Annotated in this window: 14 protein-coding genes; 8 read left to right on the plus strand and 6 right to left on the minus strand. The window is 64.3% G+C overall.

Annotated elements, in window-relative coordinates; translation table 11 throughout:
- Positions 1 to 76 precede the first annotated feature (76 nt).
- Complete coding sequence (gene hppD / locus OKW27_RS02475) at positions 77 to 1150, minus strand: 4-hydroxyphenylpyruvate dioxygenase (RefSeq protein ID WP_429332426.1); 1074 nt, start codon at positions 1148 to 1150, stop codon at positions 77 to 79.
- Positions 1151 to 1420: 270 nt separating this feature from the next.
- Here hppD and OKW27_RS02480 point away from each other — a divergent pair, with 270 nt between their 5' ends.
- Positions 1421 to 1894, plus strand: coding sequence for an Lrp/AsnC family transcriptional regulator (locus tag OKW27_RS02480; protein WP_184073192.1), 474 nt, complete (start codon positions 1421 to 1423; stop codon positions 1892 to 1894).
- A 128-nt stretch (positions 1895 to 2022) separates the two neighbouring features.
- Here OKW27_RS02480 and OKW27_RS02485 read toward each other — a convergent pair whose 3' ends face one another.
- From OKW27_RS02485 to OKW27_RS02505, 5 genes are all read right to left on the minus strand, one after another.
- Positions 2023 to 2229, minus strand: a complete 207-nt coding sequence (locus tag OKW27_RS02485; protein WP_262419933.1) for a hypothetical protein — start codon at positions 2227 to 2229, stop codon at positions 2023 to 2025.
- 136 nt (positions 2230 to 2365) lie between these two features.
- Positions 2366 to 3118 carry a dTMP kinase gene (locus OKW27_RS02490; protein WP_429332427.1) on the minus strand — a complete coding sequence of 251 codons (753 nt, stop codon included), beginning with the start codon at positions 3116 to 3118 and terminating at the stop codon, positions 2366 to 2368.
- A 9-nt stretch (positions 3119 to 3127) separates the two neighbouring features.
- A complete protein-coding gene (locus OKW27_RS02495; protein ID WP_429332831.1) occupies positions 3128 to 4702 on the minus strand; it encodes a tryptophanase in 1575 nt (524 codons plus the stop codon).
- The gene (locus tag OKW27_RS02500; RefSeq protein WP_429332428.1) at positions 4624 to 6156 is read right to left on the minus strand and encodes a B12-binding domain-containing radical SAM protein; all 1533 of its coding nucleotides are present in this window, start codon (positions 6154 to 6156) and stop codon (positions 4624 to 4626) included. The genes OKW27_RS02495 and OKW27_RS02500 overlap by 79 nt, the downstream gene beginning before the upstream one ends.
- 49 nt (positions 6157 to 6205) lie before the next feature.
- Complete coding sequence (locus OKW27_RS02505; RefSeq protein WP_429332429.1) at positions 6206 to 7315, minus strand: hypothetical protein; 1110 nt, start codon at positions 7313 to 7315, stop codon at positions 6206 to 6208.
- Positions 7316 to 7907: 592 nt separating this feature from the next.
- Here OKW27_RS02505 and OKW27_RS02510 point away from each other — a divergent pair.
- The 7 genes from OKW27_RS02510 to OKW27_RS02540 all read left to right on the plus strand — a co-directional run bounded on the left by OKW27_RS02510 (position 7908) and on the right by OKW27_RS02540 (position 16529).
- Positions 7908 to 8678 carry a Coq4 family protein gene (locus tag OKW27_RS02510; RefSeq protein ID WP_429332430.1) on the plus strand — a complete coding sequence of 257 codons (771 nt, stop codon included), beginning with the start codon at positions 7908 to 7910 and terminating at the stop codon, positions 8676 to 8678.
- A gap of 17 nt (positions 8679 to 8695) precedes the next feature.
- Positions 8696 to 9025: an acyl carrier protein gene (locus OKW27_RS02515; RefSeq protein WP_429332431.1), complete on the plus strand. Its 330-nt coding sequence runs from the start codon at positions 8696 to 8698 to the stop codon at positions 9023 to 9025.
- 86 nt (positions 9026 to 9111) lie between these two features.
- Positions 9112 to 9939, plus strand: a complete 828-nt coding sequence (locus OKW27_RS02520; protein ID WP_429332432.1) for a hypothetical protein — start codon at positions 9112 to 9114, stop codon at positions 9937 to 9939.
- 26 nt (positions 9940 to 9965) lie between these two features.
- On the plus strand, positions 9966 to 11048 hold the full coding sequence (locus OKW27_RS02525) for an SDR family oxidoreductase (RefSeq protein ID WP_429332433.1): 1083 nt from the start codon (positions 9966 to 9968) through the stop codon (positions 11046 to 11048).
- 18 nt (positions 11049 to 11066) lie between these two features.
- Positions 11067 to 12728 carry a nucleotidyltransferase domain-containing protein gene (locus OKW27_RS02530; protein ID WP_429332434.1) on the plus strand — a complete coding sequence of 554 codons (1662 nt, stop codon included), beginning with the start codon at positions 11067 to 11069 and terminating at the stop codon, positions 12726 to 12728.
- 15 nt (positions 12729 to 12743) lie between these two features.
- Positions 12744 to 15488, plus strand: coding sequence for a phosphoenolpyruvate synthase (locus OKW27_RS02535; protein WP_429332435.1), 2745 nt, complete (start codon positions 12744 to 12746; stop codon positions 15486 to 15488).
- Positions 15489 to 15539: 51 nt separating this feature from the next.
- The gene (locus tag OKW27_RS02540) at positions 15540 to 16529 is read left to right on the plus strand and encodes a fatty acid desaturase (RefSeq protein ID WP_090811549.1); all 990 of its coding nucleotides are present in this window, start codon (positions 15540 to 15542) and stop codon (positions 16527 to 16529) included.

Below are 16529 nucleotides of genomic sequence, written 5' to 3' on the forward strand. Positions count from 1 at the left end.
CTGCGGTTGGTTCTGGACGCCACGCCTCGCTTTTCGCCTGCTCTGGTCGAGAGCTATCAACGGGGTTGTACGCGCGTCAAACCTTCAGCGTGCCCCGCTCGATCTGATCGCGTTCGAGCGACTCGAACAGCGCCTTGAAATTGCCTTCGCCGAAACCTTCATCACCCTTGCGCTGGATGAATTCGAAAAAGACAGGGCCAAGCAGCGGCTTGGAAAAAATCTGCAGCAGCAGGCGCGGCGACCCGTCTGCCGTTGTTCCGTCGAGGAGGATGCCGCGCGATTGCAATTCGCTCACCGGTTGACCGTGGCCCGGCAAGCGCGTCTCGAGCGCATCGTAGTAGTAGCTGTTGGGCCCCGTCATCAGCGGCACGCCTGCCATCTGCAGGTTGTCGATAACCGTTATCAGATCGTCCGTCAGGAACGCGATGTGTTGAATGCCCTCGCCATTGAAGGCCATCAGGAATTCCTCGATCTGCCCGCTCCCCTTGCCAGATTCCTCGTTCAATGGAATGCGGATCTTGCCGTCCGGCGCCGTCATCGCCTTCGACGTAAGACCCGTGTATTCGCCCTCGATGTCGAAGTAGCGTAGCTCACGGAAGTTGAACAGCGTCTCGTAGAAGTTGGCCCAATACGTCATGCGGCCGCGATAGACGTTGTGCGTGAGGTGGTCGACGAGGCGCAAGCCATGACCGGCCGGCCGCCGCTCGACACCTTCGATGAACTCGAAATCGATGTCGTAGATCGACTTGCCGTCTTCGAAGCGGTCGATCAGATAAAGCGGTGCGCCGCCAATGCCTTTGATTGCCGGCAATCTCAGCTCCATTGGACCGGTTGCGATTTCGATCGGCTGAGCCCCTAGCGACAGCGCGCGGGCGTAGGCCTTGTGCGAATCCTTCACGCGAAATGCCATGCCGCACGCACTCGGGCCATGCTCGGCGGCAAAGTAAGCGGCCGCACTGTTGCGCTCGCGATTGACGATGAAGTTGATTTCGCCCTGGCGGTAAAGCAGCACGTCCTTCGAACGGTGGCGAGCCACCAGTGTGAAGCCCATCTGCTCGAACAGCGGTTCAAGGACATTGGGTACGGGCGAGGCAAATTCAACGAATTCGAAGCCCATCAGTTGCATTGGATTGTCAAACAGGTCGGCCATGATCTCTCAGGTTCAGCAGAGGGTGAATGATTTGTGGCGAGCAACCGGCACCGAGTGGCGCCGGGTGTCGGAACAATGAAAGCAAATTTCTCCAATCGCCAGGCAGGCAGCGTCCTCGGACCACTCTCTCAACGCATCTGCCGGCGTCGTTGCAGCGCCATCTGGATTCAGTGTAAATTTTTATCGACGCAATTGGATTTCCTTGCAGACGCAGACAAACCCTGATTTGTGCATTAATATTTCATTTCACTGGCGAACGGGGAAATAAAAGTGCATACAATCGACATCGACCGTATCGACGTGCGTCTACTGGAGATTCTTCAGTCCCAGGGGCGCATCTCCAATCTCGAACTTGCGGAGGCGATCAAACTGTCGCCCGCGCAAACGCTGAGGCGGCATCGCCGGCTCGAGGAAATGGGTGTGATCAAACGCTACGAGACGCGGCTCGACGCGCAGCTGCTGGGCTTTGGCGTAGTGGCCTTCATCCAGGTGACGATGGAGCGAGGCCATGTCCGCGACCTGTCGAAGTTCAAGCGAATGATCTCGGAACTCACCCAGGTTCAGGAATGCTTCGTCGTAACGGGTGATATCGATTACATGCTCAAGGTCGTGGCGCAAGACCTGAAAGCGCTGTCGGAGTTTCTGCTGGATACGCTGATGCGCATTCCGGGCGTGAGCGGAGTCAAGTCCAGCGTTTGCCTCGATGAAATCAAATGTACGGGCGCTGTCCCGTTGGCGGCCTAGCCCGCTGAGCGCGAGCGTCGCCCGTCACATTCCGGTGCCCACTATTCCCCGCATGCGTGCGTGCGCTTCAACGGTCATTTTGCTCCTGAAGGTCACAGCTCCCAGGCGATGCAGAGCGAGGCACTAGTTCACCCTCCCGAGTTCACCCTCCCGACCGACCGCAATATCGAGCGTCCTTGCGCGGTCAGACGCCCTCGCGCGCATCCAGACGCGAGCTTTTCCAGAAATACAAGTTGGCGCTCGCACAACGCGTCGAGATCGCCGGGATCGAAATTTTCTGGACGGGGGTTTGTCTCGAGAAGCATGAGCGTTGCGATCTCATGTGGGCTAAGCATCGTCGTCTCCCTGGCTCTGATGTTCCATGCATCATGGTCCTTCCTCGAAGGATAGATGCTCATCAAAACGTGTCGACGCGCATTTTGTCGCATACCTCGATGCCCGAATCCGGCTTCCCGGGCGCAGGTCGAAGCCTCAGCATGCCGCCACGCTTCGTGTAGGACATTCCGCCCCGAGAGAGCCCAACCGCCCCGCAACACGGTCGATAGCCACGAGATGACTGAGTGCCTGACAGAACGTCTCGTCGAGACTGCGCTCCGCATCCAGCGCGACAACGCCGTTGACATCGAACACGGCGCGATAGGCCGCCACCTGACGCGTCAGAAAGCTCATCGGCGGCGGCTGGTCGTTCTCGTCGTTCCTTGCCCGCACGCGACGGTGTGAAGTCGCGCCGGAAACGTTCAGGCCAAAGGCGACGTCGGGACGCAGCAAGTGACCGGCGATGCTGCGGAGCACAGGCGCAGTCTCAGCGGGATCGGAACGCGTGCCGATTTCAGCCTGAGAGGTGAACACGTAACGGTCGCAGAAAACGACGTCGCCGCGTTCCAGTGCCGGTATGACCGTGTCGGTCAGATGCTGGACGAGGTCTCCCATGATGGACAGCAGAATGCCCAGCATGTCGACGCGCCGTCGGTTTACGTCGAGTCCGGAACCGGCGCTCGATGTATGCCAGTGGCTGTCCACCATATCCCGGAACAGCGCATCTTTGCGGATCCTACGAGTCGGCGTAAACGTCGTCACGCAGTTGAGCCCCGCACGCGTGCACGCGCTTTCGAGCCTTTCCATCAGTGACGACTTCCCTGCCCCATCCACACCGCACAACGTGACCAGAACCCCCGGATAAGCATGCGGTTTGAGCTCGAGCGTTTCGAAGACACCATTCGACATGAAATCACCTCAGACCATAACTTCCCGAGACTCCGCAAGCATCTCGTCACGGGCCTCGATCGGCGCGAGGACCGCGGTGAAGTGCTTGAGCATCGACGGTGCCGAGACGATGCGCATTCCCCTGATCGCATCGCGTCGTTGGTAGACCCGGATCAACGCGGCGGCAGCCGCCGCGAGGTGGCTATCGGTGTAGACGCGGCGAGGAATGGCCAGCCTCAGCAGTTCCAGCCGCGGGGCGCTGACGGTGCCCGTCGACGGATCTTCTTTCAGGAACGCCAACGAGCCCAGACCGACGGCGCGCACGCCGCCCTCCAGATAAAGCTCGGCAGCCAGCGCCTCGGCCGGGAACTGCGAGCGCGGCAGGTGGGGCAGGAAGACGGCCGCATCGACGTACACGGCGTGTCCACCGGTCGGCCTCAGTATCGGAACGCCGCCGGCAAGCAGTGTGTCCCCTAGCCGTTCGACCTGACCTACGCGGTGTTGCAGGTATCTGTCGTCGACCATCTCGCGCAGACCGATCGCGAGCGCCTCGAGATCGCGGCCCGCCATCCCTCCGTAGGTGACGAAACCTTCGTACAGCACGAGCAGCGGCACGACCTGCTCATAGAGCGTGCGCGACCGTGTCGCGAGCAAGCCGCCGATGTTGACCAGCGCGTCCTTTTTGCAGCTGAACGTGCAGCCCTCGGCATAGGAAAACTGCTCCTTCAGAATTTCCGCCACGGACCGGTTCGCATAGCCGCTCTCGCGCTGCTGGATGAAGTAAGCATTCTCCGCGCAGCGCGCCGCATCGAAGTAGACCGGAATCGCAAACTCATCGGCCAACGCCCTCACCGCGCGCAGGTTCGCCATCGAGACCGGCTGGCCGCCGCCCGCGTTGTTCGTCAGCGAGACCATGATCAGCGGAATATTGTCGCGCCCTTCGCTTTCGATCACGTTGCGCAGCTTCTGCACATCCACGTCGCCCTTGAACGGGTGCTCGACAGCGGGCTGGTAGCCGATTTCGGCGACGCACGGTATCGCGGTCCCGCCGGCAATCGATACGTGTGCCTCGGTCGAATCGAACGGCGCGTTGAATGGCACCACCTGGCCTGGGCGCACGAGGGTCCGAAACAGGAAGTGCTCGGCCGGCCGGCCCTGATGGGTTGGCAATACGTAGTCGAAGCCGAGCATGTCCCGCACGGCCTGCGTCAACTTCATGAAACTGCGGGAACCGGCATATGATTCGTCGCCGGTCATGATGCCGGCCCACTGGTTCGCGCTCATCGCGGAGGTGCCGCTGTCCGTCATCAGATCGATGTAGACGTCGTCTGCTTCGAGGCGAAAGACGTTGTACCCGGCGGCGACAAGCCGCGCCTGCCGTTGCTCGCGGTCGATCAGCCTGATCGGCTCGACCATCTTGATCCTGTACGGCTCAGGCTGGCTGTTTTCTAAAAGCATGCACTCCTCCTGGGTTGAAAGTACGCAGGCCACTGGATCACTGGCCGCTTCGGGCATCGCACACCGCATCAGGCACTTTGCTCGATCGGCACAACCTCGATCGGTGCCCAATCCGCATCGCCACCGGCCGCGGGCGTGCGGTGACATCCGCGAGCGTCGTGGGCCGCTTCGAAGCGTTTCTCGATCCGGTTCAGGATCGACCAATACGCGCCCCGTTCGCCTTGCGCGATCGCTTCGACCAGCGCGTCGTTCGCGTTGTAGTTGAACAGACTCGCGTTGGTCCCGAAGAACCGCCGATCATTGCCGATCAGATCGGCAATGAATTGCTGCGGGTCCGGGCCCAATGCGGTCGGCAGATAGAACACCGGATGCAGCAGATCGTCGTTGCCTTCGATATGGCCGTGAAGATTCGGATTTCCGACGTGCAGGCCTTCGCGGCGAATCATCTGCTCGAGCTCGGTGCCGGGGAAAATCCTCAGCCCGACCGTCACCGAAACGCGCTCCGGATCGACCCGCTTGATGAATTCGATCGTCTCGCGCGCGGTTTCCTGCGTCTCGCCAGGGGCGCCGAACAGCAGCTCGATGATGTGCTCGAGGCCGTGGCGCTTCGCCGTATTGACCGCATGCTCGATGTCGTGGGCGCTAAAGGTGCGGCGCAGTATCTTCAGCATCGTTTCGCTGGCGGTGTCGACGCCGAAGTTCATGCCGACGCAACCAGCTGCTTTCATCGCGGCCGCGAGTTCATCGGGAAACGGCCGCGGCATCCCGTACGCATACCACTGGATTTTGCCGGCGAGCCCGTGCCGGATGATGGCCGCGCACAGCGCAAGAGGATGCGCGACGCTCAGATTGAATTCCGAGTCGTTGATGTGAAAGACGTTGACCCCGCGTTCTTCGAGCGATGCCATCTCGACGACGACATCATCGGGTTCGCGCATGCGCACCGTGCGGCCTTTGATCAGCGGCTCGACGCAATAGATGCAGGAGCGATTGCAACCGCGCTTCGTTTCGATGCCGATCTGGCCGCCTTTGGCGAAGTAGTGGGGGTTGTCGACCAGCTCGCGTTTGTGAGGCCCGATGCTGGCCAGCGGTCCGCATGCGTTCGGGGCGAGCGGCGTAGCGCGCACCCCGGCCGTATCGCGGTAAACCACGCCGGGTATGTGCGTGAAACTCCTGCCTTCTTCGAGGCAGGTCAGCAGCTCGGGAAAGCTGAATTCACCTTCCCTGACGATGCCGAAGTCGGCGTCGAGGTAAGCAAGCAGTTTTTCCGGCATCACCGAGTAGCCCGCGCCGCCCATCACGACCGGAACCGCGCGCGCGCGCCGAAGCAACGCGACGATGTCCCTGATTCTGTCGAGAAAGCTGTAGCCGCTGGAAAAATAGACGTCGTCGGTATTTCGCAGCGTCACCCCCCAGTAATCCGGCGCGGCGGTGCGGCAGTGCGCGGCAATGGCCGCCTCGCAATCGTCGGAGAAGCACAGGTCGAGCAAATCGAGCGCGAACCCGGCTCGCTCCATCGGCGCCGACAGGTAGTCGAATGCAATCGGCGCAATCGCCGGTTTGATCTGGTTCGTGTTGACGAAGGTGACGCGCTTGGCCATGTTCGATCGGTCTCGGTGGAAAGGTTCGCGAGGGCTCGCAGGAATGCGCCTAGACGGCGACGTCGATGGACAGCTTCTGGCCCGCGCGGGCCACCGTCATCTCGCTCATGAAATCGCTGAACCGATGCATCATCACCGCCGCGAGGTGCTTCGCCTTGTCCTCGCAGTCGGAGAATGCATAGAAGCCCGGACCCGCGCTGCTCATCCCCGCGTACACCGCGCCCTCGCGTTGCATCGTCTCGTCGAACTCACGCATCACGTCGGTCCGGAAAATGCCTTCGAGCACCTTCATGTTGCTCATGCTGTTGAGTTCCCAGCCGTACTTCAGAAACGCGAACAGGTCGTTGCGATGCAGTGCAGGCCGCAATTTCTGTTCGATGAAGTTGCGCCACGCGGTGCCGTAGCGCTTCTGCCACTCGACAAAGTGCGTCGGCACGAAGCCCGCCTCGGTGGTGCCGGACATGTCCGCGCCTTCGCCATGGGCGCGCAGCGCTTCGGTCGATAGCGTGTCGTAGTTGCCAACGGCGGTGGTCACCCACAGGTTTTCCGAACTCAGGTTGCCGAGAAAACGGCCGTTGCCGTGCTTCTCGTCGACCCAGACCAGACCACCGAAGAACAGGCACGCTTCGCCGACGCCGGTCTCCAGTCCGAAATACACGTGCTCGTCATCCTTCGCGGTCTCGACGTAGTTGCGGGTGATCATTTCCCACATGTCGTGCGGCGAAAACGGTGAGCCGAACAACGCGTTCAAGCCGGCGAGCGTCGCAGTATTGAACGAGACATTCGAGCCGAAGCCGCTGTGCTGGTGCTGGATGCTGCGCACCCGATCGACGCGGATGTCGTCACGTGCGTAGCCGACGGCCCGCTTGAACAACTCGAGCATGTGCCGCCCGCTCGGCACGTCGCAGCCGCCCTCGCCGTTGGTCGTCTTCGTGACGGTGATCCGGTGTCCGACCGTGCTCGTCGATACGCCGAGTCCGCCGCCGCCGAAGCCGGGCGCCATTTGCATAAAGTCGAATACCGCGAAGTGAAGGCGCCCTGGCACCGAGACCTCGGCACGATCGTAGCTCGGTACCGCGTCGCGCTCCCAGTGCGGCAGCACAGTCAGATTCGCACCCGGCAGGAACTGCCCCGCTTTCGCCTTCCATGCCTGATTCATTGCTCTACCTCCATCCTCGTGAGTATTCCCAAGCGATACGTTTCGCGACCATCAATACGCACCACTCACTGTTCGCGCTCCTGGCGCACGGTTCGTGCCAGGCACGCTCTTGCAGCGCGACGTGAGTCCTCGTCAGAAGCAATGACGCAAGCGGGCAGCCAGATTTCAAAGGGCAGCGCGATACATGCGCACGTTTAGATGTTTGGACGTCGGCATGCGTACCGGGCCGGTATCGAATGTCCCACAGTCGATCTGCAACCAACAGATGCGCTTCGCCTGTTGGCCCGGCACCGACATCCAGCAGGCTGCGACGGGCTCGCCCCGAACGTGCGTCGGCAAATCGCAGACTCCGCTTCAATCGGCGCGAAACCCGCGCGGCCTTTTGAGATCTGGGCACTTCGGTCCGTTCTTGCAGGGAATGAGGACGACCTTCGTGCTGCGGACGCACGACTGGCATGAACCCTGCAAAAAGCATCCACAGTTGGTGGCCGGCCTGCCTCGATTCCTTCTTGCCGTAGCCGAACCCGAATCGCGAGGCACCGGTCGATTGCCACTCGTGACTCGCCCTCTTGATCTTTGCCGGGAGCCGCAGATGACAGCAACCTTGAAGGACGACGCGCTGGCGCGACGCCACATCGATTGGCCGCGCGCCTTGCGGGCGATCAAAGCATTGAGGGCGAACGTAGACGATATTCAGCATGCCTACGAAGTGATGATCGCGCTCGACGGCGGCCAGATGGAGGCGATGTACCAGCGTTTTCTCGGCGAGCCCGGCGCCGGCGCGCTGCTTGCCGAGCAGCCGTCACTGCTCGGCACGCTCGCGGATTCCGACACGCTGCTGCGCTTGCCGCCGGGCTCGTTCGGCCGCGCTTACATGGCGATGATGGGGCACAGCGGCTACAGCGCCGATGGTCTGCTGCAGGCGAGCCGGCTGGCCGCGGGCCTCGAAGAAATTCTCCCCGGCCCGGACCGTCAGTGGTTCATCGAGCGCACCGGCTGCATTCATGACCTGCTGCACGTATTGACGGGCTATGGCCAGGACTGGGCCGGCGAGACCTCGCTTCTCGCGTTCGACTGCGGGCTCGAACCGATGCGCGCGCGCATCGTCGGTCTGCTCGGCACCGCGTTGACTGCGCCGTGGTGGCCGAACTTCTGGGTCCATCGTTTTCTGCGCCGCGCGTGGCTGCGTGGCAAGCGCGCGCTCATTCCCCTTTCCTACCGCTGGGAAGAAGCGTTGCAGCGGCCACTCGAAGCCGTCCGCCTGGAACTGGCGATCGAGCCTGTCGCGCTCGCGCATCCACAGGGCATCCTGGCCGGCGGCCAGACACTGCCGTGGCGCTACGCCGCGTCGAGCAACGCGTGAACGGAAAGGGATCCAGCATGGCCAGCACACCGAAAAATGCGTCGACGCGCAACACCGTATTCGGAGTCGTACGCACGCAGTTACTGCGCGTCTGCCGCGAGCATCAGCGTGACTTCAACACTGAGATTCGCCTCGACAGTTCGCTGATCGCCGATCTTGGCCTCGACTCGCTGTCGCTCGTCGAAGCCGTGGTCGCAATCGAGCAGGCGTTTGGCATCGAGCGTCTGCCTCTGGAAGCGTTGAACGAAGAACGCGCCGAAACGTATTTCACGGTCGGCTCGCTAGTGGACCTGTGCATCCGGCACGCCGCCGTCCGTGTAGACGCCAATGAGGGGTTGCGCACATGAGCCCGCGCCTTTCGCTGGTCACCGCGCATGCGAGACGTGGCCGGCTTGCCACTGCGGCAGCCGCGTTCGGCCACACGCTCGGTCGCATGCCGCTGGCGGCCGAGGCGGTGCCGATCGCCGGCGCGTTGGTCTGCTCGCTGCTGCTATACGGACGGATAGCCGGCGTCGCCATTGAACCGGGCTGGCGTGTGCTGGCGGGCCTCGCGTCATTCTTCCTGCTGTTCGTCCAGCTTCGCCTGATCGACGACCTCGACGACCTCGAACGCGACTATCCCGCCGGGCACGCGCTGTTGGCGCGACGCGAGGCGCGACGCACACGCCTCGTCGCCAGCCTCGCGGCAAGCGCGATCCTGCTCGTCGCGCTGAACACCGGCATGGGGCACGCGCGAACGGCCGCCGCCGCCGCCACCGCACTGGCCTTCGCTGCGCCGTTCGTCTTCAAGCGGCTGCTCCCGACCCACCCACCGCTGTGCCTACCCGTTTTCGAGGGCGCGCCCTTCGCCATCTTCATGTACGGCTATTTTTTTTGGCGCGACATGGCTGGGCGCGAACTGAGCTTCTACGTCGTGGTGTGCGTAGCGGGATCGATGTGGACCGGCTACGAATTCTGGAAGTTCTCGCGCAAGGTCGGCACCACCGCACTGCAGCCCTATCTCCTGTCGGCGCGCGCCATTCGGGTCGCGCTGAATGCCCTGCTGATTCTGGCGCTCGGCATCAACGTGTCGCTCTCGCGCCTGGCAAGCCTGTCGCAAACGTATTCGATCTATGCCGCAACGCTGCCGCTCGTGTGGCTCGTCTGGCTCAACGCGAGCCGGCCGGGCCCCGCGAGCAGGCAGGGCCGGCCACGCTGGGCTGGCACCCGCTTCATCGTCGCCGTCGAGCTCGGACTGCTGGCCGGGCTTCTCCTCAAATGACACGCAACCCTGGATGGTCACCCACGATGGATAAGCACGTTCTCGTCACCGGTGCGCGAGGTCTGTTGGGCGCCGAAGTGATCGCCCGGCTGACGGCAATGGGGTACCCGGTCGTCGCATTCTTGCGCTCCGATGGACCGGTTGTCCGCAACGACGGCACGCCGCTCGCGGCAACACCATACGGCGGCCACACACCCGCTGCCGGAACCTTCGCATGTGTGCGGGGCGACGTCGCCGAGCCCAGGCTTGGGCTCGATCCACACACCTACGAGGCACTGCGCGCGGCAACGGGCGCGATCGTCCACTGTGCCGCGCTAACCAGCTTCGGGCGCAAGCCCGAGGTCTACGACGCGATCAACTTTCGCGGCACCGAGCGCATCGTCGAGTTCGCGCAAGGTAGCGGCGACGCGCCGATTCCGCTGCTCTACGTGAGCACCGCCTATGTCTGCGGCGAGCGCCCCGGCGTGTTCAGCGAGGACGATCTCGAACTCGGTCAGCGTCTGGGCAACCCGTATGAGCAGAGCAAGTACCGCGCGGAACAGTCGGTGCGAGCGGCGATGCGCAGCGGTCTGCCGGCGGCGGTGCTGCGCCCGTCGATCATCGTCGGCGACTCGGAGAGCGGCGTGATCCGCAAGTTCGACACGCTGTACACCGTCGTGCGCCTGACGGCCGCGGGACTCGTGCGCACGATGCCGGGCGACTACGGGGCGACGCTGAACATCGTGCCGATCGACTGGGTCGCGGACTGCGTCGTCGAAGCGCTGGCGAAGTTTGCGCTCGTGCGCGGACGCACGCTGCATCTGACCTCGGGCACGCCGACGACGCTGCGCGAAATCAACGACGTCTGCGCGGAGTTTCCCTCGTTTCACGTGCCTCGCTATGTGCCGCGGCATGTGTTCGACGCCGCCGCGATGAATCCGCTCGAGCGGCGTTACTACGACGAGGTCGTGAAGCTGTACGAGTCGTACCTGACTCGCCAGGTGCGCTTTGCACGCGACGCGACCGCCGCGATCCTGCCGGCCCTGCCTCGCGCGACAGGCAAAACGCTGCTGCGCAGGATCTTTCGTTACGGGATCGCGGCGGGCTACTTCGTGCCGCGCACGGCTTGACGCTCAGGGAGCCTAGCCATGTTGATGACTGATCCGATGCTCGCCGAGCTCTGGCAAAAAGCGCGGGCCGCGCTCGGCGCCCAGTTCGAACAGCGGGCACCGAGCGCCGTGTTTCTCGAAGGCTCGATCGCCGAAGGCTTTGGCAACGAGCGCTCCGACGTCGACTTCGTCGCGATCGTCGATAGCGGGCTAGAGCCAGCCACGATGCCGTACATCCTGTTCATCGACGGCCGCCGCGTCGAGGTCAGGTTGCTGAGTCCGGCGCGGCTGCGCCGCGAACTCGCGCAGGTTCGCGCAGCGCTCGGCAAAGGCCGGCGCGCGGTCGCGCGTCTGTCGTGGAATCTGCTCGAACGGTGCCAGCGCTTTATCGGCGCGCTGCCGATCGACAACCCGGCGTTGATCGAGACGCTGCAAGCGGCGCTTGGCCGCGAGGCGCTCTGCGAGGCGGTGGCGCTGTGGTTCGAGGATTTCGCGCGTCAGACCGGCCGTTATGCGGTGGCGATGTTCGCGCTCGGCGAGCCCGACTACGCACGCGCCTGGATCAGGACCGCCGCGTTTCATGCGGCGAAGAGTCACGTGGCGCGCCTCGGCGAGTGCTACATGAGCCCGAAATGGCTGTCGCTGCAACTCGAACGCGCGACCGTCGACGCCGGCCGCGTCGGCCGTCTGTGGAGCCTGCTGCACGCGCCGCGCGAGCATGGCGCCGAAAGCGGGTTCCTCGCGGCGGGGGTCGCGCTGATCCGCGAGTTCGGCGTCAACGGTGTGAGCCTCATGGCCGACAACGTGCTGATTGGCCCCGGCAAGGACACGACGACCTGGCAGATCGGCGAACGGGTCCACGTGCTGCGAGGTAGCGACGTCTTTGCGTTCGACGACGAAGCGGCCGAGGCCTGGCGAGCGATCACCTTCGACACGCCATGCACGGCCATCGCCAGCCGTGGCGACGCGCAAGCGGCGAGCCGGCAGCGCGCGCTGATCGCGGACTTCAGCCGGCTGGGTCTCGTCAGCCTGCGCTGGAAGGGCAGCGGAGAAATCCACGCACGTCAGCAGGCGACGTCGATGCCGGTGTCGCGCGCGCCGTTGATTTCGATCGACGGCGCGCGCCTCGCGGGTGGCCGCGCGAGCGGTGCCCAGTTGCTGCCGATGCCCGCCGGGCGCTTCGCCGAAGCGGGTCTCGAGATGATCTGGGCCAACATCGGTCTCGAGAACGCGCGAGAGGATGCCCAGGGCGCACTCCAGCGCGGCCAATGGAAGGTGCTCGAGTACGCGCTGCAACGGATGATGCAGACCGCCTGCATGGTCACGCTCGGCGCGCATGGCGTGACGCCCCAGTCGACGATGGAAGAAGCGACGCTCGACGCGATCCGGCTGCTACCGCTCGATGCGGCGCTGATCGACGGCATCCGCGAACTCGAACAGTGCTCGATCGGATCGCCTCGCGATGCACAGCGTTACGTCGCGCTCGCCGATGAGCTCGCGCAGCGTCTGCGCGACCTCGGCGGCGACCCGCAGTTTCCGGCGAGCTTCGATACGGCGTCGGGCTGGCGCGGAACGATCCACGCCGCCTACGACTGGATCAACCTCGGCGCGCATCTGCACGCGCGCTTCCCGCAGACCGCTCACGGTGGGCGCGGTACAGCCGAGGAAGCAAGAGACCTGCTCGCTTCGTCGAGCACCTGAGCAACGGGGACCTCAATGACTTTCGACACCATTACGCACGCACGCGGCGAATTCGAATCGGCCGAAAGCTGCGCCGCCCCGACAGCATCGCCACGCCTGATCCTGAGCGCGGCGAGTCCGGCCGAAACCATCGAGCGGCTCGCCGGCAACAAGGGACGATCGCTCCATCGGCTTGCCAACCTCGGCGTGGCGGTGCCGCACTGGGCGATTCTCGGCACCGACTGCTTCGCGGAGTTCCGCCGCGACGGCGGCCTCGATCAGACCATCGCCGCGCTATTGCGCGACTTCACGCCTGCGAACGCCGCCGCGATCGCGAGCGCGATCCGCGAGGCCGTGCTGACGTGCGACATCAGCGCCGCGTTGCGCGCCGACATCGCACGCGCGCACGACACCATTGGAGACGGACCGCTCGCGGTGCGCTCGTCCGGCATCGAAGAAGACAGCGCCAGCTTCTCGTTCGCAGGCCAGTTCGACACGTTTCTCGACGTCCGCGGGCTCGACTCGACGCTCGAACACGTACGCCGGTGCTGGGCTTCCGCGTATTCCGAGCGCTCGCTGCGCTACCGGCATCAGCACGGACTCGATATCGCCGGCGCCGGTATGGCCGTGATCCTGCAGCGCCTCGTTCAGGCGGACACGAGCGGCGTGGTGTTCACGATCAACCCGGCCAACGGCAACCGCGACGAGCTCGTGCTGAGCGCCGTCTACGGGCTCGGCGAGGGACTCGTGTCGGGCGCGGTCGACGCCGACACGATCACCGTGGACCGCCACACCGGACAGCCCAGGCAGGTGGTGATCGGTGAAAAACGCGAGCGTCATGAAGGCCGCCACATCCACGAGGTGCCGGCCGCGCTGCGCGACGCAGCGGCCCTCTCTAACGACGAGATCGAGCGCGTCGTGGCGGCGGCCCGCACGCTCGAAAGCGAGCTCGGCGAGCCGCTCGATATCGAATGGTGTATCGCGGAGCACCAGCTGTGGATTCTGCAGGCGCGCCCCGTGACCACGCCGATCGCACCGGCCCCATCGCGGACCGGCGAATTTCAGCTGTGGGACAACTCCAACATCGTCGAGAACTATCCCGGCGTGACGACGCAACTGACCTTCACCTTCGCGCAGCACGTCTATGCGCAGGTGTTCCGCGAGTTCTGCCGGTTGCTCGCGATCCCGCACAAGCAGCGGCGCGAGATGGATGGCTTCCTCGGCTCGACGCTCGCGTTCCTGAACGGGCGCGTGTACTACAACCTGCTGCACTGGTACAAGCTTTCCGGGCTCGCGCCGTTCCAATACCTCGGGCGCAAGATGATGGAAGTCCAGATGGGCGTCGACGAGCCGCTCGATCTGGCGAGCTTCGCCGCGCTGATCGCGCCGTACAAGACCGGCTCGCGCGCCGGACTCGCCTGCATCCGGGCCTTGAGCGGCACGAAGTTCGCTTGGCACTTCGCGCGTCTCGCGCGCAACGTCGAGCGCTTCCGCGCGTTTTTCTATCCGGTCTACGACGAGTTCAACGCGCTCGACTATCGCTCGCTTCCCGCCGACGCGGTCTATGCGCACTACTGCCGCTTCGAGCAGGCGCTGCTAGCACGCTGGGGCATGATGATCGTGCTCGAATCGGCGATCGGGCTCAGTTACGGCGTCGTCCGGCGGCTGATCAAGCGGTGGATGCCCGGTGCGCCCGACTGGCTCGAAGTGGCGGTGATCGGCGGCATGGACGACCTCGAGTCGATCGAGCCGGTCCGCAGGCTGAGCGCAATTGCGCAAGCCGTGCGAGCGAAGCCTCAGGTCGAAGCGCTGATCCGCAACACGCCGTCTGCCGTTGCGTATGCGGCGCTGCGCGGATGCGGCGCGCCCGAGACCGTCGCCGACATCGAGCGCTACCTCGCCGACTTCGCGTACCGCAGCAACAACGAACTGAAGCTCGAAGAGCCCGATCTGCGCGAAGACCCGGGCGTGCTGTTCGATATGTTGAAGGCCGCGCTCGCGCATGGTGCCGTATCGATCGATCGCAGCGCCACCGAAGCGCGCATCGACGCGTTGTTGCGTGAGCGGCTCAATCCGCTGCAGCGCTGGATTTTTGCACGCGCGCGCGGCCGCGTGCGCGCCGCGATCCGGGCGCGCGAGACCGTGCGCTTTTGCCGTTCGCGCGCGTTCGGGGTCGCGCGCCGGATGTTCCGCGCAATCGGCGAGGGTCTCGCCGCCGACGGCGTGCTGGCGACGGGCCGCGACATCTTCCATCTGCGCCTCGAGGAAATTCGCGGGTGCTTCGAAGGCACCGTCTCCCACCGCGAACTGCGCCCGCTCATCGAGCAGCGCAAGCGCGACGATGCCAGCTATCGCGACATGGCTGACCTGCCGCCACGCTTCGTCACGCATGGCCCGGTAGCGGCCTGGCTCAGCAACCCGGCGAACCTCGCCGCGTTGCGCGCGGCGCCTGCCCACGCGGCCGGCGCGACGCTGCGCGGCACGCCCTGCTCGCCGGGCTTCGCCGAAGGACCGGCGAAGGTCGTGCGCGAAGCGAACGAGTTCGACGGCGGCATCCTCGTCACCTATCGGACCGACCCCGGCTGGGTGCCCGTATTCGCGTCGGCGACCGGGCTGCTGATCGAGCGTGGCAGTCCGTTGACCCACGCCGCGATCGTCGCCCGCGAAATCGGCATCCCGACCGTCGTCCAGATTCCGGGCCTCACCACGCGCGTGCAGTCGGGCATGCAGCTCAAGGTCGATGGCCATAGCGGCGTGATCGAACTGCCCGAGCCGACCTGACATGAATTGACCGCCCGTTGACCACTGAAACCGCCCCTGAAGGAAGCCACCATGTACCGCCTGCTCAACGATCGTCGCGACCTGCCGCATCTGCGGCTCTACCTCCAGTGCGCGCTGATATTCATTCCCGCCGCAGCCGTGCTGTTTGGGCTCGGCCGCTTTCCCTGGTGGCTGGGCGTTGCATACGTGCTCGTCTGGAACGCGTTCGGCGACCGTTTCACGATGAGCTACCACTGCACGCTGCATCGGCGGCTCTTCAGGAAGCAGTACCGGGCGCTCGAGATCCTGCTCGACTGGGTACTGTGTCCGTTCTTCGGTCAGACGCCGGGCACGTTCTATGTCCATCACATGGGCATGCATCACATCGACGACAACCTGCCACGCGACCTGAGCTCCACGATGCGGTTTCAGCGCGATAGCGTCATCGGCTTTCTGCACTACTACCTGCGCTTCGCCGCGCTGGTGCCGCTCGATCTGTCCGTCTATCTGTGGCGCTCGCGCAATACGAAGCTGATCAGGCAACTGCTCGTGGGTGAGGTCGCGTTCTACGCGGCGGTTGCCGCCGCCGCGTACTGGAACCTGCGGGCGACGCTCGTCGTGTTCGTGTTTCCGTTCGTGTTCGTGCGGCTGATGATGATGATCGGCAACTGGGTCCAGCACGCGTTCATCGACCCCGATCAGCCTGACAACCCGTACACGAGCAGCACCAATACGATCGACTCGCGTTTCAATGCGCGCGTCTTCAACGCCGGTTATCACATCTACCACCACGTCCGCAAAGGCACGCACTTCAGCGAGCTCACGAAGGAATTCGCGGCGAACCTCGAGAAGTACGGTCGCGAGGACGCGGTCGTGTTCGATCGCATCGACATCGCGCAGATCTGGCTGCTGCTCGTCACACGCCAGCACCGCAAGCTCGCCGCGCATTTCGTGCGCTTGCCGGGCGCGCCGGTGCGCAGCGACGACGAGGTGATCGCGCTGCTGCGTCGCCGTCTGCAGCCGATCCGCGACTGGACGCCCGCTGCTTCGCTCGATCACTGA

The organism is Paraburkholderia sp. 35.1 (assembly GCF_050436525.1).
Taxonomy (GTDB): domain Bacteria; phylum Pseudomonadota; class Gammaproteobacteria; order Burkholderiales; family Burkholderiaceae; genus Paraburkholderia; species Paraburkholderia tuberum.

Excerpts from the sequence above, each read along its gene's own strand:
- hppD (WP_429332426.1), bottom strand. The coding sequence starts at position 1,150 with ATGGCCGACCTGTTTGACAATCCAATGCAACTGATGGGCTTCGAATTC.
- OKW27_RS02485 (WP_262419933.1), bottom strand. The coding sequence starts at position 2,229 with ATGCTTAGCCCACATGAGATCGCAACGCTCATGCTTCTCGAGACAAAC.
- OKW27_RS02490 (WP_429332427.1), bottom strand. The coding sequence starts at position 3,118 with ATGTCGAATGGTGTCTTCGAAACGCTCGAGCTCAAACCGCATGCTTAT.
- OKW27_RS02495 (WP_429332831.1), bottom strand. The coding sequence starts at position 4,702 with ATGTCACCGCACGCCCGCGGCCGGTGGCGATGCGGATTGGGCACCGAT.
- OKW27_RS02500 (WP_429332428.1), bottom strand. The coding sequence starts at position 6,156 with ATGGCCAAGCGCGTCACCTTCGTCAACACGAACCAGATCAAACCGGCG.
- OKW27_RS02505 (WP_429332429.1), bottom strand. The coding sequence starts at position 7,315 with ATGAATCAGGCATGGAAGGCGAAAGCGGGGCAGTTCCTGCCGGGTGCG.
- OKW27_RS02510 (WP_429332430.1), top strand. The coding sequence starts at position 7,908 with ATGACAGCAACCTTGAAGGACGACGCGCTGGCGCGACGCCACATCGAT.
- OKW27_RS02515 (WP_429332431.1), top strand. The coding sequence starts at position 8,696 with ATGGCCAGCACACCGAAAAATGCGTCGACGCGCAACACCGTATTCGGA.
- OKW27_RS02520 (WP_429332432.1), top strand. The coding sequence starts at position 9,112 with ATGCCGCTGGCGGCCGAGGCGGTGCCGATCGCCGGCGCGTTGGTCTGC.
- OKW27_RS02525 (WP_429332433.1), top strand. The coding sequence starts at position 9,966 with ATGGATAAGCACGTTCTCGTCACCGGTGCGCGAGGTCTGTTGGGCGCC.
- OKW27_RS02530 (WP_429332434.1), top strand. The coding sequence starts at position 11,067 with ATGTTGATGACTGATCCGATGCTCGCCGAGCTCTGGCAAAAAGCGCGG.
- OKW27_RS02535 (WP_429332435.1), top strand. The coding sequence starts at position 12,744 with ATGACTTTCGACACCATTACGCACGCACGCGGCGAATTCGAATCGGCC.
- OKW27_RS02540 (WP_090811549.1), top strand. The coding sequence starts at position 15,540 with ATGTACCGCCTGCTCAACGATCGTCGCGACCTGCCGCATCTGCGGCTC.